This is a genomic window from Azospirillum formosense (assembly GCF_013340925.1).
Classification (GTDB): Bacteria; Pseudomonadota; Alphaproteobacteria; order Azospirillales; family Azospirillaceae; genus Azospirillum; species Azospirillum formosense.
This window is the reverse complement of sequence record NZ_WHOR01000050.1, coordinates 1-19273: the sequence shown is the minus strand read 5'-3', so window position 1 is coordinate 19273 and position 19273 is coordinate 1. Positions and strand designations below refer to the sequence as shown.

Here is a 19273-nt window from a genome sequence, read left to right as displayed (position 1 = left end):
GGGTGCGAGAACTTCCGCGTTGATGAAAAGCCCCGCCGGGATCGCTCCGGCGGGGCTTTTCATCTTTGGCATTGAGATTTGAACCGCAAAGACACGAAGAGCCTCAGTCCGAACGCTCCGCGCCATGAGCACCGGCCTGCGCCAGATAGGCGCGCGGCGACGCCCCCAGCGTCCGCTTGAACATCGTCGTGAAAGCCGCCGGGTTGTCGTAGCCGAGATCCAGCGCGACCGTCGTCACCGGCACCCCGGCGACCAGACGCGGCAGGGCGGACACCAAGCACGCCTGCTGGCGCCACTCCACGAAGCTCAGCCCCGTCTCGCGCCGGAACAGCCGCGTGAAGTTGCGGCGGCTCATGCCCAGCCCGTCGCTCCACCCCTCGATCGTCGCCTGGATCGTCGGCTCCTGGAGGAACCGCCGGCAGCGCTCCGCCAGGGCGGCGTGGGCGGGAAAGGGAAGCGACAGCGGTTCCACCGGAAGCCGCCGCATCTCGTGCAGAAGCAATGCCATCACCGCGCCGTCGTGGCTGTCCGGATCGTAGTCCACCGGCACGTCGATCGCCCGTCCGATCAGGCTGCGGAAGAAGGGCGACAGCGCCACCACCTCGCAGCGGCCCGGCATGGTGTCGGCCAGCGCGGGAGCCAGATAGAGGCTCCGCGTCATGACCATCCCGATCATGCGGACCTCGTGCGGAACGCCCGGCGGAATCCACAGCCCGCAATGGGGCGGCATCACCCAGCGCCCCTGGGCGGTGGAGAGCACAAGCGTCCCCGTCGCCCCGGACAGCAACTGCCCGCGCCGGTGCGTGTGGGCGGCCAGCACGGTGCCGTCCGCGTGATCCTGCCCCAGGGCGATCAGCGGCCTGGGCGACTCCTCGACCGTGTCGATGCGCAGGTTCCGGACCATGGCCCAGTCTCGTAAGAAATCGGCCTGACCGCGGTGGCAGGCCGCCGCCGCCCACCATAGGCTGTTGCTCCACACCAAGCAACGCGCCGCCCGCCGGCCAAGCGCCAAACCCGGCCAAGCGCCAAACCCGGCCAAGCGCCCAAAAAGGCTTCCTTTCGTGACCGACACCACCCTGTCCCGGCCCAAGGCCGGGGGGACGGCCCTGCCCGTCCTGGGGACGATCAGCGTCTGCCATTTGCTGAACGACCTGATCCAGTCCCTGCTGCCAGCGATCTACCCGATCCTGAAGGGCGGATTCGACCTCAGCTTCGCGCAGATCGGCCTGCTCACCCTGATCTACCAGATCACCGCCTCGCTGCTTCAGCCGATCATCGGGCTCGCCACCGACCGGCGGCCGGCGCCCTACTCCCTGACCATCGGCATGGGGGCGTCGCTGGTCGGGCTGGTCACGCTGGCCTTCGCGCCGAACTACGCGGCGCTGCTGATCGGAGCGACCCTGCTGGGCCTCGGTTCCTCGGTCTTCCATCCGGAAGCGTCGCGGATCGCCCGTCTGGCCTCCGGCGGGGCGCACGGGCTGGCGCAGTCGCTGTTCCAGGTGGGCGGCAACGCCGGGTCGGCGCTGGGGCCGCTGCTGGCCGCCTACATCATCCTGCCGCGCGGGCAGGAGAGCCTGTCCTGGTTCGCACTGGCCGCCCTGGGCGGCATGGTCCTGCTGACCGGCATCGGCCGCTGGTACGCGCGCAGCGACCACGCCCGCCCGGTCCGCCGCGGCGCCGCGGTCCGTCACGCCGGCCTGACCCACGGGCAGGTGAACCGGGCGCTGGCCGTGCTGATGGTGCTGATCCTGTCCAAATACGTCTACCTGGCCAGCCTCACCAGCTTCTACACCTTCTTCCTGATGGAGCGTTTCGCCCTGGAGCCGGACGCGGCGCAGCTCTGCCTGTTCGTCTTCCTGGCGGCGGTGGCGATCGGCACGATCATCGGCGGCCCGATCGGCGACCGGATCGGACGCAAGACGGTCATCTGGGTGTCGATCCTCGGCATTCTGCCCTTCACGCTTCTGCTGCCCCATGTCGGGCTGTCCGCGACGGTCATGCTCAGCGCGGTGATCGGGCTGGCCCTGGCCTCGGCCTTCCCGGCCATCATCGTTTACGCGCAGGAACTGATGCCCGGCCGCGTCGGCATGGTGTCCGGCCTGTTCTTCGGTCTGGCCTTCGGGATCGGCGGAGTGGCCGCCGCCGGACTCGGCGTCCTGGCCGACTGGAAAGGCATCGGCTTCGTCTTCCAGGCCAGTTCGGTCGTCCCTCTGCTCGGCCTGTTCGCTGCGCTGCTGCCCAACCTGTCCCCGCACAAGGAGCCCTGAACCGCAAGCGCGCCGCCGCGGGTCCGCCGGACGGGTCTCCGCTCCACCATCCGGAAAAAGGCTGTTTCGGCCTCGACAGGCCGGGCCGCCGTCGTCCAGACTGCCTCCCCAAATAGAATCAAACAACCAAAGGGAGGCAGGGATGGCGGCGGCTCCGTCCGGGATGGTGTTCGAGAACCCCGCGAACGGCCAGCGGGAGGCGGTGACCAACCGCGAGATCCTCTGGGCCTTTCTGCTCGGCCCCGTCTACTTCGCGAAAAAGGCCGAGTGGCTGCACGCCGGGATTCACGCGCTGCTGATCCTCATCTCCCTCCTGCTGTGGCCGACCGGCATTCTGATGACGCTGGGCGTCTGGGTCGGCTACGCCTGCGCGGCCCCGACGATCCTGGAATACCGGTACCAGAAGATGGGCTGGGAGAAGGTCGGTACGTGACGGGGCTCTCCCATTGAGCCCCCACCCAACCCTCCCCCGCTGAGCGGGGGAGGGCTTTCAAACGCAGGGCTCACGCGGTCGCGCCGAACTCCTCGGGAGCCAGCACCAGCACGCCGTCCTCGTCGGCGAAGACGAGATCGCCGGAATTGATACGGATGCCGGCCAGCGTCACCGGCAGCCCCGTCTGGCCCTCGCCGTTGCGGACGGTCTTGCGCGGGATCGCCGCCAGCGCCTTGATGCCCAGGTCCAGCGTGGCAAGCACGGCGGCATCGCGGACGCAACCGTGGATGACCACGCCTTCCCAACCGTTCTTCACCGCGTCCTTGGCGATCAGGTCGCCCATCAGGGCGGCGCGCAGGCCGCCGCCGCCGTCCACCACCAGCACCTTGCCCCGACCCGGCGTGCCCAGCGTCTCCTTGACGCGGGAATTGTCCTCGAAGCACTTCACGGTCACCGCGGCGCCGCTGAATTTGCAACGCCCGCCGAAATCGCGGAAGACGGGGTCGGCGACGCGGGCGGTCTTCTCGAACCGGTCGTAGAGGTCGCAGGTGCTGTCGAAATCGGTCATGCGGTTTCGCTCCCCTTCTTTAGGTATTGGCGGAAGAATACCCCCAGATCGGCGATGGTCAATCCTCCGGCGCGGCGATGGCCCCGGTGCTGGTGCGCTCCAGGATGGCGCTGCGGCGGAAGCGGTAGAGTTCGGCGGGGCGCCCGCCGGTCTGGCTCTCATACTGGCCGGTCGGCTCCACCAGCCCGCCGGAGATCATCAGGCGCCGGAAATTCTGCTTGTGCAGCCGCTCGCCGGACAGCGCCTCGACCACCTGCTGAAGCTGGTGCAGGGTGAAGGTCGGGGGCAGCAGCTCGAACACGATGGGGCGGTATTTCAGCTTGCCGCGCAGCCGCTCCAGCGCCGTCGCCAGGACGCGGCGGCCGTCGCGGGCCATCGGGCGGCCCAGCGCGCGCGGCATCTCCAGCCGCACCGTCCGCTCCTCCACCCCCGCCCGGCGGGCAAGGTCATGGTCGCGGAACGCCTCCACCACCAGCCCGGCCTCGTAGAGCAGCTCGTAGCGTTCCAGCACCCGTTCGGAGTCCCACTCCCCGCCATCCAGGGCGAAGGCCATGCGGGCGCGCTCGCCGCGGCGGGCGCGGGCGGGCTCGTCCGGGGCGGCAGCGACCCAGCGGGCGAGCGCCGGGCGGATCACCGAGTCGAGCAGCGCCGGCGGCGACTCGCGCCAGTCCTCCCAGGGGAAGAACTCGTAGAGGCCGCGCCATTCCGCGCCGTCGATGCGAAGCGGCGCCTCGCGCAGCAAGGCCAGATAGCCGACCACCAGAGAGCGCGGGCCACCGAACAGCTCATGCGGGTCGCGGTAGCGGTCGCCGAAGCTGTAGAGCTGCTCGACATAGCGCAGGGTCAGCCCGGCCGCGTCCTCCGCCACCGCGCGCAGGCCGTCCTGAAGGGTGCGGAAGCGCTCGGGATCGAAGGGGGCGCCCGGCAGGGCGTCGCGATGGGGCGGCGGCTCGTCGCCGCGGCGGTGCGATTCGGGGATCTCGAAGCCACTTCGCACGGTCACCACGCGCGGCTCGGCGCCGTTCGCCGGGGACACGCCCACCGAAACGATGGCGGCCGCCAGGCCGATCTGTGTTTCCGAGCCGATCTGTGTTTCCCCTGCCACGCGCCACCCCGTTGCCGATCCGTCGGCGGCAGGATAAGCGGCCCGCCGCGGCAAATCACCGGTCTTTCCGCCGGGCACCCCCGTGAAATCTCGCCGCAAGCCGGCCCGGCATGACACTTTTGTGACTCCCCACAAGCGCCGGGGATGTTACACCAGCCGCGACGCTGAGGCTCGCGCGCGTCCGTGCGGGCTCCCAGCACTGCCGGCCGGCGTAAGTTGGAGAACCACGCATGCTGAATTTGTTCCGGGCCCTGATGCCGCGCGAAGAACGGTTTTTCGACCTGTTCGCCGAGCATGCCCGGACTGTCGCCACGGGCGCCGAAGCGCTGCGGGCGATGATGGCCAGCGGCCAGGACCTGGAGGAGCGGTTCCAAACCATCCGCCGGGTCGAGAGCGAGGCCGACGCCATCGAGAAGGACATCCAGCTCGCCGTCCACCGCAGCTTCATCGTGCCCTTCGACCGTTCGGACATCCAGGAACTCGGCAAGCGGATGGACGACGTGCTCAACCTCATCGAGGAGACCGCGCGTCACCTCGTGGAGGCGGGCTTCACCGACTACACGCCGGAAATGCACGCCCAGGCCGATGCCATCGTGCGCTGCACCAATCGGCTGAGCGCGGGCATCCCCCTGCTCCGCGACATCCCCAAACACGTCGAGCAACTCCACGCGATGACCGCCGAGGTCTCGCGGATCGAGAGCGAAGGCGACCGGCTCCTGCGCGAGGCCAATCACCGGCTGCGCGACGAGAGCGGCGGGCTCGACGCCCCCATCACCCATCGCCACGCCCTTCAACGCGAGATCATCGAGCTGCTGGAACGCGTGCTCGATGCCTGCGAGGACGTGGCCGACACCATCGACGGCATCATCGTCGAACAGGTCTGATCCCATGGAAGCCGCTACCCTCGCCCTGCCCATCCTCATCGGGCTGATCGGCGTCGCCCTCCTCTTCGATTTCCTCAACGGGCTGCACGACGCGGCCAACTCCATCGCGACGGTCGTCTCCACCCGCGTGCTGTCGCCGCGGACCGCCGTCGCGATGGCCGCCTTCTTCAATTTCATCGCCTTCCTGTTCTTCGGGCTGCATGTGGCGACCACCATCGGCACCGGCATCGTCGGGGCGGGGGTGGTGGACCCGCACGTCATCTTCGGCGCGCTGATGGGCGCCATCGTCTGGAACGTCTTCACCTGGTGGCTGGGCATCCCGTCCAGTTCCTCCCACGCGCTGATCGGCGGCCTCGTCGGGGCCGGCGTGGCGAAGGCGGGACTGGACGCCGTGGTGGTGTCCGGTCTGGCGAAGACCGCCGCGGCCATCGTCGTCTCGCCGGTGGTCGGCTTCCTGCTGGCCAGCGTGATGATCGTGGCGGTGTCCTGGCTGTTCCGGCGCACCACCCCCTTCGCGGTCGACCGGCTGTTCCGCCACCTGCAGATCGGCTCCGCCGCGCTCTACAGCCTGGGGCACGGCGGCAACGACGCGCAGAAGACCATGGGCATCATCGCCGTACTGCTCTATTCCCAGGGCCTGTTGGGCGAAACCTTCCACGTGCCCTTCTGGGTGGTCATCACCTGCCAGGCCGCGATGGGTCTGGGCACGCTGTTCGGCGGCTGGCGGATCGTCAAGACCATGGGGTCGAAGCTGACCGACCTGAAGCCGGTCCAGGGCTCCTGCGCGGAGACGGGCGGAGCCATCACCCTGTTCGTCGCGACGTGGCTCGGCGTGCCGGTCAGCACGACGCACACCATCACCGGCGCGATCATCGGTGTCGGCGCCGCCCGCCGCACCAGCGCGGTGCGCTGGGGTCTGGCGCAGGGCATCGTGATGGCCTGGGTCATCACCCTGCCGGCGACCGCCGTGGTCGGCGCGCTCTTCTACGAGCTGTCGCTGGCGCTGTGGTGACAGCCGGAACGCGGCACGGCGGGCCGGAAAGGCCCGCCACCGGCTTCCGCGAGCGAGCCCCGAATGCGACTCCCCAAACGCGAAAAGGGCGGCCCAAGGCCGCCCTTTTTCGTACCGTCCGCGCTGAAAATGGAGCGGGCGAAGGGATTCGAACCCTCGACCCCAACCTTGGCAAGGTTGTGCTCTACCCCTGAGCTACGCCCGCGCCGCTCCAGCGGAGGAGCGCCCGTATACGCTCCGGCGACGGCCAAGGCAAGCCTTAATTTTCACGCCGCCTCAAGCCGCGCGGCGCCCCGGGGCAGGCATGGCAGGCAGGCTTGGCAGGAATCCGGGCCGGCGCATGCTGCCGCTTGCTGATTGCACAAGAAAACATACCAACATATGCTAGGCTGAGCTTTTCCGAGTGAAATTATCCATCTCTTGTTTTGAATGTCTGCGCATTCGAAATTGTTTCCTCTAACATGCCGATGACGCTCCGCAGGGGGGCTTCGATGGCCGGAACGGACATGGACTTGGGCGAATCGCAATCGATGCCCTCGGCGGCGCCTCGGGGCGCGCCTCGGGACGCGTCGTGCCGGCCCATGCCCGCGCCCGACGCCATGCCCGCCGCCGACTCGCCGGATGGCGGAGCGGCCCGGCGCAACGGCGCCGAACGCAAGGTCGTGACCGTGCTGTTCGCCGACATCGTCGAATCCTCCAGCATGGTGTCGGGCCGCGACCCGGAGGAGGCCGACCAAACCCTTCTCACCATCCTGCAAATCCTGACCGACGCGGTGGAGCGCTACGGCGGCACGGTGGCCCAGGTGTTGGGCGACGGCATCATGGCGGTGTTCGGCGCCCCCTCCGCTCAGGAGGACCACGCGTTGCGCGCCTGCCTCGCCGCACAGGACATCGCCCGCTCGGCCATCGATTCGGACGAGTTCAAAATGCGGATCGGCATCAGCTCCGGCGAGGTGGTGGCCCAGATCATCGAGACAGGCGTCTGGACCGACTACCGCACGGTGGGCGAGACCGTGCATGTCGCCGCCAAGCTGCAGCAGCGGGCGCACCCCAACAGCGTGCTGCTGAGCCACGAGACGTTGGACCTCGTGCCGAAGGGCCTGACCGTCCGCCCGGCGGGGACGCTGCGCCTGTCCGCCACGGCGGAACCGGTGACCGCCTTCGCGCTGGAAGCGGCGCGGGCGATGCGGCGCACGGCGATGGATCTGCTGTCCGCCGAAGGCACCCTGTTCGTCGGGCGCCAACCTGAGTTGGCGGTGCTGACCGGCGCGCTGCGGCAGGCCCAGCGGGGACGCGGCGCCTGCACCGTCCTGATCGGGGAGGCCGGCATCGGCAAATCGAGGCTGACCGGAGAGCTGATGCGCAGCCCGGAGGCGGCGGCCTTCACCGTCGTCATCTGGCCGCAGTTCCCGATCCGCCGCCTGGGCGACCCCGACGATCTGGAGGCGGCAGCCCGTTGCCTCGCCCTGTCGGTCCGTGGGGCCGCGGATGGCCCGGCGCTGGATGGCCCCACGCCGGATGGCTCCACGCTGGATGGCTTGGCGGTGACGCGCCTGACCGCCGCCGCCGCGCGCAACGGCGGCGAACTGGCCGGCGAAGCGATGCGGGAACTGCTCGGCCAGCCTTCCGTCCATCCGCTGTGGCAAGGGCTCGACCCGGCCCAGAAGGCCGACTTCAGCGTCGAGGGGCTGGTCGCGGCGATCCGCGAGCTGTCGGTGGAGCGCCCGCTGCTGATCCTCGTCGAGGACGCGCACTGGACGCGCGGGCTGACCAACCGCCTGCTGGACACCTTGTCCGAGGGGGTGGAGGACGCCCGGGTCTTCGTCCTGGTCACCTCGCGGCCGGACACGCCGGGCGGCTGGACCGCGCCGGACTCCGTCCACACCCTCGCGCTCGAACCGCTGGAGCCGCTGCAGGCCGACGAGTTCCTGGACCACTGGCTGGGCCACAGCCCGTCGCTGGCCGACCTGAAGGCGCGCGTCGCCACGCAAAGCCAGGGCGTGCCGCTCTATCTGGAGGAATCGCTGCGCACCCTGGAGACCACCGGGGTCATCGTCGGCAGCCCGGGCCGTTACAACCTGGGCAAGACCGACGCCCGGATGGCTTTGCCGGCCACGGTGCACGGCTTGCTCGCTTCACGGATCGACGCGCTGGAGCCCGGCCCGCGCCGGGTGCTGATGCACGCGGCGGTGATCGGCACGTCGGTCGATCTGGGCCTGCTGCGCGCGGTGTCCCCGATCCCCGCCGCCGAACTGCCGTCGGCTTTGGCCCGGCTGGAGCAGAGCGGCTTTTTCGCGCGTTCCCGCCTGCTGCCGAATCTGGAGCTGACCTTCCGCCACGCGCTGGTCCAGGAGGTCGCCTACGCCACCCTGACCAAGCGGGAGCGTCAGCCGCTGCACGGGCGGGTTCTGCACGCTCTGCGCCGGCGGTCCGACCGCAACCTGCCCAACCGGGCCGAACTGATCGCCCATCACGCCTTCTACGCCGAGGATTGGCCGCTCGCCTGCGCCTACGGACGCCGGGCCGGACGCCGGGCGGAGATGCGTTGCAAGCATTTCGACGCCGGGCGTTTCTACGAACAGGCGCTGAAGGCCTTGGACCATCTGCCGGACACCCGCCGCAACACCCAGCGGCGGATCGACCTGTGGATCGGCATTCCCCTCGTCCTGCTGCCGCAGGGGCGCCAATTGGCCGGCGACCCGCTGGAGGAGGCGCGGGACATGGCTCTGGGCATCGACGACCGTGTCCGCTACGCCCGGGCGACCTCGCTTAAGGCGTCCTTCCAATGGGTCTACGGCGTGCTCGACGGAGCCATCGCGCTCAGCCGCAGCGCGCTCGACCATCTGGGCAACCAGGGGACGATGGAACTGCGCATCCAGGGGCTGATGCGGCTGGGCGGCATGCTGGTGGACAAGGGGCAATTCCCGGAGGCCCAGGAAAAGCTGGAGCAGGCGCGCACCCTGGCGCTGGCCCATGCCCCCCGCGCGCGGTTCGGCCTGACCGCGGTGGCGGTCGCCATCACCGCCGCCTACCAGGGCCGCTGCCTCGCCGAACTGGGGCGCGACGAGGAGGCCGTCCGGGTGATGCACCACGCGCTCGACATCGCGGAAGAGGTCGGGCACGCCTTCTCCGTGTCATCGGTGAAGGTGCATCTGGCGCTGGTCCACATCATCGGCGAGCGCTTCACCGAGGCCCTGCCGCTGCTGAAGGACGCGGTGACGATCACCGAGGCGACGCGCCTGCACATCTTCCAGCCGATCACGCTGGGCGCGCTGGGCTACGCCATCGCCCGCACCGGCGGGGCCGCGGAGGGTGCGCGGCTGCTGAACGCCAGCCTGGAACAGGCGCACATTCTGAATCACTCGCTGCCCAGGCCGCGGATTCTGAACTGGATGTCCGATCTGGCCCTGGAAACGGCGCAGCACGACACCGCGATCGGCTGCGCCGCCAACGCGCTGGGCATCGCGACGGACGCCGGGCAACTGTCCGAGCAGGGCTGGTCGCACTTCGCCCTGGCCCAGGCCTTCACCGCCACCGGCCAGCACCGCGAAGCCATGGAGCATCTGGCGGCTGCCGAGACGATGAGCCGCCAGCTGTCCATGATGCCGCTTTCCGACCGCTGCCGGACCTTCCGCCGCTGCCTCGCCGCGGCCGGCCTGACCCGATGAACGCCCCGCCGGAGCGTCAGGCCACCAGCGTGGTGCTGCCCGCGGCGGTGCTGCGGAAATGGTTCAGCACATAGACCCGGACGCTGGTGGCGAAGGGGATGCCTTCGGTCCGGCCGTCGTGGATGTCGGCGCACAGCGCCTCCAGCGACTTGCCCTGGGACTTGGCGATGTCCTTCAGGCCGTCCCAGATCGTCGCCTCCAGCCGCAGGGTGGCGCGGCGCCCTCCGATCGTCAGCGAGCGGGTCACCACGGCGGGCGGAGCTGCGAGCGAGCTGAGGTCGGCCATCTCGTCGAGGCTGCGGGGAATGCGGCGGTCCAACTTCATCGGTACGCTCCTGTCTCGGCTGGCCGGTTCTCGGCCTGGCGAATTTTTCCCGGGTCACCGGAATTTTTCCGGGACTGAACATACGCGTGTGCGTGTGTAAGCGATCTTTACCCGGGCACGGGGCGTCCGGCATGTGAAGTTCTTCACAGTCCGGACGGGGCGTTCCAGCGAAGGTTTCGACATACCGCAGTATTCGCGGTTCCTCGAAACCCACGCCCAGGAGCTGTTCCCATGACCGCCATCATCGACCAGACCGCCCTCATCCGTGGTGCCGACGGCCGTCTCTTCGCCGTGACCGCCCAGGGCGTGACCGAAGTTGCCGAGCAGGCCGCCGCGCTGACCGCCGCCGCCCGCATCGGCGACCGCCGCACCTTCAACAGCGACGACCACGAGGCCGCCCGCCACGCGATCACCCCGGGCCTCTGATCGGCGGGGCGAACCTGCAGGGCCCGCTGCTCGGGCCTGTTCTTCGGGCCGTGGCGGCCGGCGTTTTCCCTGGCCGGCCTGCCACGGTCCCCGCCCGCTCCCTCGTCCTTCGCCGGTTTTCCGTCCGGCTCAACCACGGGCATACCAGGTCGGCATCCTACGGCGGAGACCCTCTTCCATGCCCCTCGACTTCGTCCGCGGCATCGCCCGGGACCCGTCCATGTCCGACCAGCCGCTGAAGGTCCACACCACCGGAACCCACCGGATCGCCACGCCGGACCAGACGCTGGCCCGCGTCGCCCCCTTCCTTCCCGTCATGGGCATCACGCGGGTGGCGAACGTCACGGGGCTCGACCATGTCGGCATCCCGGTCGTGATGGTGACCCGTCCAAATTCCCGCTCCATCTCCGTCGCCCAGGGCAAGGGCGTGACGTTGGCCGCCGCAAAGGTGTCGGGCGTCATGGAGTCGATCGAGAGCTATCACGCCGAACGCATCACGCTGCCCCTGAAATACGCCAGCCACGACGAGTTGCGCTGGACCCATAGGGTGGTGGACGTGGCCCGTCTGCCGCGGCTGTCGACCAGCCGCTTCACCCCCCACACTCCGATGCTGTGGATCGAGGGCGAGGATCTGCTGGGCGGCGGACGCAAATGGGTGCCCTTCGAGACGGTTCATCTGAATTTCACGCTGCCGATGCCGCCGGGGTCCGGCTGCTTCCTCGCCGGGTCCAACGGCTTGGCCTCGGGCAACAGCCTCGCCGAGGCGACCGCGCACGCCATGACCGAACTGGTCGAGCGCGACGCCGCCACGCTGTGGCGCCTCGCCTCCCCGGAGGCCCAGGCCGCCACCCGCATCGATCCGGCCACCATCGACGACCCGGTCTGCCGCTCCCTGCTCGACCGCTTCGACGACGCGGGCGTCGCGGTCGGCCTGTGGGACATCACCAGCGACATCGGCCTGCCGGCCATCCTCTGCCGCATCGCGACACGGGAGGACGCGCCGCAGCACAGCATCCGCCCGGCCATGGGCATGGGCTGCCACGCCGCGCCCGAAGTCGCGCTGTCCCGCGCCCTGACCGAGGCGGCGCAAAGCCGGCTGACCTTCATCGCGGGGGCGCGCGACGACATGTCCCGCTCCGAATACGAACGCCATCTCGACCCGGCGCAGCACGCGCGCTGGACGGCGCTGATCACCGAAGGCGCCGGGCGCCGCGACTTCGCCGCTCTGCGCAGCCTTGCCGGGCGCACCGTCGAGGAGGATCTGGCCTGCCAGCTCGACCGGCTGCGCGCCGCCGGCATCGAGGAGGCCGTGGCGGTGGACCTGACCAAGCCGGAGTTCGGCATCGCCGTGGTCCGTCTGGTCATCCCCGGCCTGGAAGGGCTGGACTCCACCCCGGACTACGCGATGGGCGCAAGGGCGCGCGCCGCGGCCGGTGTTTGAGGCCGGACTTGGCATCGTGAGAGCAAAGGCGGAGATCCCCATGCAGACGCCGGACGGCCTTTATGTCTTCCTCGGCCCCACCCTGCCCCGCGCCGGCGCGGCCCGGATTCTCGACGCCACCTATCTGCCGCCGGTCGCCCAGGGCGACATCATCCGGCTGTGCGACCGCAGGCCGCGGGCGATCGGCATCGTGGACGGCTACTTCGAGAACATCCCGTCCGTCTGGCACAAGGAGATCCTGCACGCCATCCACCAGGGGGTGGCCGTGTTCGGAGCGTCCAGCATGGGCGCCCTGCGCGCCGCGGAGTTGCATCCCTTCGGCATGATCGGCGTCGGCGCCGTCTTCGAAGCCTTCCGCGACGGGCGGCTGGAGGACGACGACGAGGTGGCGGTGATCCACGGCCCGGCGGAACTCGGCTATCCCAGCCTGTCCGAGGCCATGGTGAACATCCGCCGCACGCTGGCCGACGCCGCGCAGGAGGGCGTCGTCCCCACCACCACGGCGCAGCGGCTGGAAGCGATCGCCAAGGCACTGCCCTATCGGGAGCGCGGCTATGGCCGGGTGCTCCGCCTCGCCGCCGCCGAGGGGCTGCCGGAGGAGGAACTCGCCGATTTCCGCCACTGGCTGCCCAACGGACGGATCGACCAGAAGCGGGAGGACGCGTTGGACCTGCTCCAGACCATGCGCCGCTGGGCCGTGGGCGGCGGGCGGGCGCCCGAGGCGCGGTTCCATTTCGAGCACACCGCCCTTTGGGACCGCGCGCTGCGGGACGGCGTGCACCGCCCGGTTCCGCATCCCCCGACGGGGAATCCGCTGGACTGATCGTCCACCGGGTGCCATCAACGGTCCAACGGCACTCAACCGGGACCGTGAACGCCATGGCCTTACTGAAGGACATCGCCGCCATCCTGCGGCGCAACCGAATGTTGGGGGTTCTCGACGACGCCCGGATGCAGGAGCTGGTCGCGCTGGGCCGGGTGTCGCGGTTCAGCGAGAACCAGACCGTCTTCAGCAAGGGCGATCCCGGCGATTGCCTGTACGCCATCATGAAGGGTCAGATCGCCGTTTCGACCTCGTCCGAGGACGGCAAGATGATGCTGCTCAACATCCTGAACCCCGGCGACGTGCTGGGGGAGATCGCGCTGATCGACGGGAAGGACCGCACCGCCGGGGCGACCGCGCTGCGGCCGGCGGAACTGTTCCGCATCGATCGTCCGGAATTCATTTCCTTCCTGGAACGGCACCCCTCCCTGTGCATCCGAATGATGGGCGTGCTGTGCGAACGGCTGCGCTGGGTGTCGGAGAACATCGAGGATGCGGTCTTCCACGACGTGCCGCGCCGGCTGGCCCGGCGTATCCTGTTGCTCGGCGACACCTATGGACAGAAGACGCCCGCGGGTTTGCGGATCAACCAGCCCGTGTCACAAGAAGCTCTGGCGGCCATGCTGGGTGTCACCCGGGAGATGGTGAACAAAAGTCTGCGTGCACTGCGCAACTCCGGGTCTATTACCTATAACAAAGGTTTTATCGTCGTCACCAATCTGTACATGCTGAAGGACATGGCGGGAGAGTCGGGTGACGTGCCGTAAGGCCACCTTGCACGTCTGGGGAGTTTTATCGTCGCAAATTTTTTCAATCGCGCTATATTGGCTGCGTGGTTTCAAACACGGCTGACATTCAAGGAATACGGGGCTATGTCGGGTCAGGATTCACAGGCGTCCAACGCGCCATCGCCGCTGAACGCCATCCCGCTGGTGGCGCGTACCGTCAAGCTGTTCGGACGCCCGACGCAACTTCGGTTGGAACCGTCCTATTGGGAAGCGCTGGACGACATCTGCCACCGGGAAGACCTGACCGTGGACGAACTGTGCAGTGACCTCAAGGACCGTCTCGATTCGCAGTCGCGGCGGTCGCGCGGGGTTGCCGTATCGCTCGCCAACGCGGTCCGGGTGTTCATCGTCGGCTATTACCGCAAGGCGGCGACCGAGAAAGGCCACGATCGGGCCGGCCATGGCCGCGGCGATCCCTTCGTCAGCACGCCCTTCGACCTGCCTCCGGCCCAGCCCGCCAAGGAAGGCTGATCTCCTGGCGGTATCCCCGCTGAACAGCGCAGGCCCCGAAGGCCGGGCGGTGACGACCGCTCCGCTGCGAGGAAATGCCGCGTTCGATTGAACGGCGCAACGTCCGGCTTGCGCCGCGACGGGATTTGGTGTGTTGATCGGTCCCGCGGCACAGCCACGGTCGGCTGACCGGGCCGTTGGTGGGCCGCCCGTCCCCGTCCACCGCGGAGCCGACCGTTCATGAGCGGGACCCAGCCGTCCGCCATCAGACCGACACTCACCCGCTGGCTGCGGGACCGTTCCTTCCTGTCCGGCCTTGCCGCCCTGCTGATCCTCATGGCGGTTCTGGGCACGGTGATGCGCCACAATTACCTGCTGTTCCACCTCTGCGTGGAGCTGTTCGCCGTCGCCATCTCCATGACGATCTTCACGATCGCCTGGAACACGCGCGACACGAACCAGTCGCCCTTCCTCGCTTTCGTCGGCCTGTCCATGCCGGGCATCGCGCTGCTGGACCTGCTGCACGCCATCGCCTTTCCCGGCATGAACGTCATCGGCGAGGCCAGCCCCAACCAATCCACCCAGCTCTGGATCGCCGCCCGCGGCCTTCAGGCCGCGGTCTTCCTGGCCGCGCCGCTGCTGACCGAGAAGCGGTTGCGCGCGGGCGACGTGCTGCTGATCCAGGCCGCGGTCGTGGCCTGCACCCTGCTGTCGATCTTCACCTTCCGCATCATGCCGGACAGCTTCGTTCCGGGCGTCGGCTTGACCGCCTTCAAGGTCGGCGCCGAGTATACCTTCAGCGCCGCGGCGGTCGTCGCCTGCCTGCTGCTGTGGCGCAAGCGCCGGCAATTCGAGCCCAGAGTGTTCGGCCTGACCTTCGCCGGCATCGCCCTGCTGGCCCCGCAGGAGCTGATCTTCACGCTCTACACCGACCCTCACGGGCCGATGAACGCGCTGGGCCATTTCATCAAGATCCTGTCCTTCTACCTGCTGTACAGGGCGATCATCGTCACCGCCCTGCAAAACCCCTACGACCTCGCCTTCTACCGGATGCGCCGCAGCGAGGAGGCCCTGCGCGATCATCTGAGCGGACTCGAATCGCTGATCGCCACCCGCACCGCCGAGCTGCGCGAGAGCGAGGCGCGCTGGCGGGCGCTTCTGGAATGCTCCAACGACTGGTTCTGGGAGACCGACGAGCGCGGGCGATTCACCGCCCTGTCGCCGCGGGTCCAGGAATCCACCGGGCGCGGCGGGGCGGAGCTTCTGGGCTTCACCCACGCCGACCTTCTGGACCGCAACCGTCCCGAGGAGGACTTTCCCGCCCTGACGGAGGCCCTGCACCGGCGGGAGCCCTTCCGCCGCCTGTCCTTCCCGCTGGCCTCGCCGGGGGGAAGCGCGCGCTGGGTCATGGTCAGCGGCACGCCGCGCTACGACGGCAACGGCACCTTTCTCGGCTACCGCGGCACCACCAGCGACATCAGCGCGCGGCGCCAGTCGGCGGAAGCAGCCCGGCAGAAGCAGACCATGGCGGCGCTCGGCAGTCTCGTCGGCGGCCTTGCCCACGAGATCAACAACCTGCTGCAACCGGTCATCAGCCTGTCCGATCTGGCGCGCGGCCGTGCCGGAGAGGATCGCAAGCTCCACGCCTATTTGAACGCCATCCACGACAGCGGGGTGAAAGCCCGCACGATCATGCGCGACGTCCTCCAGTTCGCCCGCGTCGAGGTGGCCGAATCGCCGCCGGGCAACCTGGAGGAGGCCGTGCACTCCGCCCTGGAACTCGCGGCTTCCTCGATGCCGGTGTCCATCGAGATGCATACGCGGCTGGAGCCCGGCCTGAACGCTGTGACGATCACCGCGACCGAACTGACCCAGGTGCTCCTCAACCTGATCCAGAACGCCCGCGATGCCATGCCGCAGGGCGGCACCCTGACCATCGACGCCCGTTCCCTGAGCCTGAAGGAGCGGGACGCGTCCCTCCGCCAGCTCAGCGAAGGCGACTATGTGCGGCTGACCGTCGCCGATACCGGGACCGGCATGGACGAGGCGACGCGCCAGCGCGTGTTCGACCCCTTCTTCACCACCAAGCCGGTCGGGAAAGGGACAGGGCTTGGGCTTTCGGTGGTATATGGTATTGTCAGGAATGGGGGCGGCGACATTCTGGTCGAAAGCACTCTCGGACGCGGAACGTCCTTCATCATCGACCTGCCCACCGCTCCGACCGGCGGACCGGGCCAAACGACACATGGGATGCTGGTTCATGGCGAAGGTGTTGGTCGTTGAGGATTCGGCCGCCGTGCGGCTGGCGGTCACCGAAGTGATCGAACAGGCCGGCCACGAGGTCGTGGAGGCGGAAAACGGCCGCGTCGCCATCGCCCTGCTGGACGGCGGCGCGGTCTTCGACCTGATTGTCACCGACGTGCTGATGCCCGAGGCCGACGGGGTGGAAGTCATCAAGGCCGCGCGCACCCACAACCCCGGCGCGCAGGTGCTCGCCATGTCGGGCGGGGCGCCGAACCTTCCCGCGGGCTACGCCTTGAAGATGGCCGAAATGTTCGCGGCGGACGCCGTCCTCTACAAGCCCTTCCTGAACGAGGAGCTGCGCAAGGCCATCGCCCGCCTGCTGTCCACGACAGGTGGTCCCGAGGCAGGCTGAACGCAGGGCCACGCCGTCCTGATGTTGCTCAAAACACACGACGACACCCCTGTGACACCCTGGGAGCACTCCGGCGGCCATCGGTCCACTTGACCAAAGTTATCCACAAAAAAGTGCATAAGATGGTGGATAAGGCTGTTGAACCTTCGGTCCCGCCTGCCCGCCGCGGGGGTGCCGGGAAAGGCCCTTGAATCGGCGCCGATTCGGGATGCCCCACTCCGAACGGCCAGGAACGGCGCACCCCTTGCGCCCTCCGCTACCCCTAAGATGGGCTGGTCCGCTCCGCCTCCCCTCGCCACTATGAGACCATGCATTGCGATGGTGGAAAGGACGGCGCATGGCCCATTTTCTCGTGACCGGCGGCTGCGGATTCATCGGATCGCATCTGGCCGACCGGCTGATCGGCGACGGGCACCGGGTCACCATTCTGGACGACATGAGCACCGGCCGGTTGGAGAACAAGCCGCTTCTGGCGAAGCTGGTGGTCGGCGACGTCGCCGACCCGGACGCGGTCCACCAGGCCATGCAGGGGGTGGACGGCGTGTTCCATCTGGCCGCCGTCGCCTCCGTCCAGCGCTCGCGCGAGTTGTGGGCGGAAACCCACCGCACCAACCTGTCCGGCACCGTCACCGTCTTCGAGGCGGCGCGCAGCGCCCGCAACGGCGCCCCGGTTCCGGTGGTCTATGCCTCCTCCGCCGCGGTCTACGGCGACAACACGGCCACCCCGCTGCGCGAGGACGCCGCGACGCGCCCGCTGTCCGCCTACGGCGTGGACAAGCTGGGCTGCGAACTGCACGCCAACGTCGCCTGGGCCATCCACGGGGTGCCAACGACGGGCTTCCGCTTCTTCAACGTCTACGGTCCGCGGCAGGACCCGTCCTCGCCCTATTCCGGGGTGATCTCGATCTTCGCCCGCCGCGTGGCTCAGGGTGAGGACGTGACGATCTTCGGCGACGGCGAACAGGTCCGCGACTTCGTCTTCGTCGGCGACGTCGTGCGCTTCCTCGTAAAAGCGATGGATATCAAGGCGATGGAGCGCCAATCCCAGGGGGCTGAGGTCTTCAACCTGTGCACCGGCCGCCCGACCTCGCTCCTGATGCTGCTGGAGGTCTTGCAGGAACTGTGCGCCAGCCGGGTGCGCCGCCTGCACCAGCCGGCGCGGGCGGGCGACATCCGCGTGTCCATCGGCGATCCGGCGCGGCTGCGCGCCACCTTCGGCGAGGGCTGCCGCTTCGGCCTGCTGCAGGGCTTGAGCGCCACCCTGACCGGGGAAATGCCGCGGTAACGCCGCGCTTCTCCTCCCCTACACGTCCCGGCTTTCCAGTCGTGGCAGGCCGACCACCTTCAGGCGGCTTTCGCTGAGTTCGCCGACCTGATCGAGGATCGGCAGGGCGATCGCGGCGACGTGGGCGTTGATTCGCTTCAGGTCGCGCAGGATGTCCAGCACAAGGGCGCTGGTCTCGATGCTGGCGGCGTCGCCGCGACGAACGCGGTCGAGATGGCGGGCGGTGGCGGTGCGCTCCAGCGCCCGCACCGCGTCCTTGCCGGCGATGAGCTGCCGGGCCAGCCGCCGGTCCTCGCCGATCAGGATGCCGAGCGCCGTGCGCAGGTTCTCCACCGTGCGGCGGTGCAGTTCCTCCACCTCCCGGAAATCCTCCGGGGCGAAATGCAGATGGTGGCGGATGCGCTTGGCGGCGAGTTCCATCAGGCTCTTGTCGATGATGTCGCCGATGTGCTCCAGGTTGATGGCGAAAGCCATCAGGTCGTCGACCCGCCGTGTCTCCTCGGCGTCGAGGTGGTGGCGTCCCAGCTTGGCGAGATAGAGCTTGAGCGCGGTGTGCAGCCGGTCCACCCGGTCGTCGGCACGGCTGACCTCGGCGATCGGGCGTTCGTCGTTCTGGCGCAGGGCGGTCAGGCTGCGGCGCAGCATGTCCTCCACCAGATCACCCAGCCGCAGCGTCTCGCGCACGGCGCCGGCGATGGCGACGGAGGGGGTCTCCAGCGCCGACTCGTCGAGATGCCGCGGCGTCGCGGCGTCCTCGCCCGCGTCCTCCGGCTCGGGCAGCAACCGTTCGGTCAGCCGGGCGAGCGGAGTCACCAGAGGCAGGAAAAGCAGCGCCAGCGCCGCGTTGAAAGCGACATGCGCACTCACCACCGCCGTCAGCGGGGCCACCCCGGCCAGAAGCGCCGCCGCCATCGGCACCAGCGGCAGGGCCAGCAGCGATCCGGTCACCCGCACCAGCAGATTGCCCAGCGGCACGCGCCGCGCCACCGCGCCGTCCGCCGAGGTTGCCAGCACGGCCGGCACCGCGCCGCCCAGATTGGCCCCCAGGACCAGCGCCACCGCCGTCTCGGTCCCGATCACCCCCCCCCCGGCCAGCGACCCCCCCAACATCACCCTGGCGCGGCTGGGCAGCACCGCCCCCG

Annotated in this window: 18 protein-coding genes and 1 tRNA gene; 13 read left to right on the top strand and 6 right to left on the bottom strand. The window is 69.1% G+C overall.

Annotated elements, in window-relative coordinates; translation table 11 throughout:
- Positions 1 to 103: 103 nt before the first annotated feature.
- Entirely contained in the window at positions 104 to 904 is an 801-nt protein-coding gene (locus GBZ26_RS09395) for an AraC family transcriptional regulator (RefSeq protein ID WP_174438613.1), read from the bottom strand.
- Positions 905 to 1061: 157 nt separating this feature from the next.
- Between GBZ26_RS09395 and GBZ26_RS09390 the strand changes: the two genes are divergently transcribed.
- Positions 1062 to 2267 (top strand): MFS transporter, encoded by a 1206-nt coding sequence (locus GBZ26_RS09390; protein ID WP_174438612.1) that lies wholly within the window; start codon positions 1062 to 1064, stop codon positions 2265 to 2267.
- Positions 2268 to 2409: 142 nt separating this feature from the next.
- Entirely contained in the window at positions 2410 to 2700 is a 291-nt protein-coding gene (locus tag GBZ26_RS09385; RefSeq protein ID WP_174438611.1) for a hypothetical protein, read from the top strand.
- A gap of 70 nt (positions 2701 to 2770) precedes the next feature.
- Here the strand turns inward: GBZ26_RS09385 and rraA are convergent, their stop codons facing one another.
- A complete protein-coding gene (gene rraA / locus GBZ26_RS09380; RefSeq protein WP_174438610.1) occupies positions 2771 to 3268 on the bottom strand; it encodes a ribonuclease E activity regulator RraA in 498 nt (165 codons plus the stop codon).
- Between the two features lie 58 nt (positions 3269 to 3326).
- Positions 3327 to 4373, bottom strand: a complete 1047-nt coding sequence (locus tag GBZ26_RS09375; protein WP_174438609.1) for an NrtR DNA-binding winged helix domain-containing protein — start codon at positions 4371 to 4373, stop codon at positions 3327 to 3329.
- A gap of 230 nt (positions 4374 to 4603) precedes the next feature.
- On the opposite strand from GBZ26_RS09375, the gene GBZ26_RS09370 reads away from it, so the two are divergent.
- Entirely contained in the window at positions 4604 to 5257 is a 654-nt protein-coding gene (locus GBZ26_RS09370; protein WP_174438608.1) for a DUF47 domain-containing protein, read from the top strand.
- A gap of 4 nt (positions 5258 to 5261) precedes the next feature.
- A complete protein-coding gene (locus GBZ26_RS09365) occupies positions 5262 to 6269 on the top strand; it encodes an inorganic phosphate transporter (RefSeq protein WP_174438607.1) in 1008 nt (335 codons plus the stop codon).
- A gap of 130 nt (positions 6270 to 6399) precedes the next feature.
- Here the strand turns inward: GBZ26_RS09365 and GBZ26_RS09360 are convergent.
- Positions 6400 to 6474, bottom strand: a tRNA-Gly gene (locus GBZ26_RS09360).
- Between the two features lie 376 nt (positions 6475 to 6850).
- Between GBZ26_RS09360 and GBZ26_RS09355 the strand changes: the two genes are divergently transcribed.
- Positions 6851 to 9937, top strand: a complete 3087-nt coding sequence (locus GBZ26_RS09355) for an ATP-binding protein (protein WP_174438606.1) — start codon at positions 6851 to 6853, stop codon at positions 9935 to 9937.
- 16 nt (positions 9938 to 9953) lie between these two features.
- Here GBZ26_RS09355 and GBZ26_RS09350 read toward each other — a convergent pair whose 3' ends face one another.
- A complete protein-coding gene (locus tag GBZ26_RS09350; protein WP_174438605.1) occupies positions 9954 to 10262 on the bottom strand; it encodes a ribbon-helix-helix domain-containing protein in 309 nt (102 codons plus the stop codon).
- 231 nt (positions 10263 to 10493) lie between these two features.
- On the opposite strand from GBZ26_RS09350, the gene GBZ26_RS09345 reads away from it, so the two are divergent.
- The 8 genes from GBZ26_RS09345 (at position 10494) to GBZ26_RS09310 (ending at position 18131) form a co-directional block, all read left to right on the top strand.
- A complete protein-coding gene (locus GBZ26_RS09345) occupies positions 10494 to 10688 on the top strand; it encodes a hypothetical protein (protein WP_174438604.1) in 195 nt (64 codons plus the stop codon).
- A gap of 178 nt (positions 10689 to 10866) precedes the next feature.
- Complete coding sequence (locus GBZ26_RS09340) at positions 10867 to 12129, top strand: YcaO-like family protein (protein WP_174438603.1); 1263 nt, start codon at positions 10867 to 10869, stop codon at positions 12127 to 12129.
- A 40-nt stretch (positions 12130 to 12169) separates the two neighbouring features.
- Positions 12170 to 12952, top strand: a complete 783-nt coding sequence (locus GBZ26_RS09335; RefSeq protein WP_174438602.1) for a TfuA-like protein — start codon at positions 12170 to 12172, stop codon at positions 12950 to 12952.
- A 56-nt stretch (positions 12953 to 13008) separates the two neighbouring features.
- Positions 13009 to 13719 (top strand): Crp/Fnr family transcriptional regulator, encoded by a 711-nt coding sequence (locus tag GBZ26_RS09330; RefSeq protein WP_174438601.1) that lies wholly within the window; start codon positions 13009 to 13011, stop codon positions 13717 to 13719.
- Between the two features lie 105 nt (positions 13720 to 13824).
- Positions 13825 to 14211: a ribbon-helix-helix domain-containing protein gene (locus GBZ26_RS09325; protein ID WP_174438600.1), complete on the top strand. Its 387-nt coding sequence runs from the start codon at positions 13825 to 13827 to the stop codon at positions 14209 to 14211.
- 219 nt (positions 14212 to 14430) lie between these two features.
- Positions 14431 to 16473 (top strand): MASE3 domain-containing protein, encoded by a 2043-nt coding sequence (locus GBZ26_RS09320; protein WP_174438599.1) that lies wholly within the window; start codon positions 14431 to 14433, stop codon positions 16471 to 16473.
- Complete coding sequence (locus GBZ26_RS09315; RefSeq protein ID WP_246653848.1) at positions 16451 to 16846, top strand: response regulator; 396 nt, start codon at positions 16451 to 16453, stop codon at positions 16844 to 16846. The genes GBZ26_RS09320 and GBZ26_RS09315 overlap by 23 nt, the downstream gene beginning before the upstream one ends.
- Before the next feature lie 337 nt (positions 16847 to 17183).
- Positions 17184 to 18131, top strand: a complete 948-nt coding sequence (locus GBZ26_RS09310) for an NAD-dependent epimerase/dehydratase family protein (protein ID WP_174438597.1) — start codon at positions 17184 to 17186, stop codon at positions 18129 to 18131.
- 18 nt (positions 18132 to 18149) lie between these two features.
- Here GBZ26_RS09310 and GBZ26_RS09305 read toward each other — a convergent pair.
- A partial coding sequence (locus tag GBZ26_RS09305) for a Na/Pi cotransporter family protein (RefSeq protein WP_174438596.1) occupies positions 18150 to 19273 on the bottom strand: 1124 nt, incomplete at its 5' end.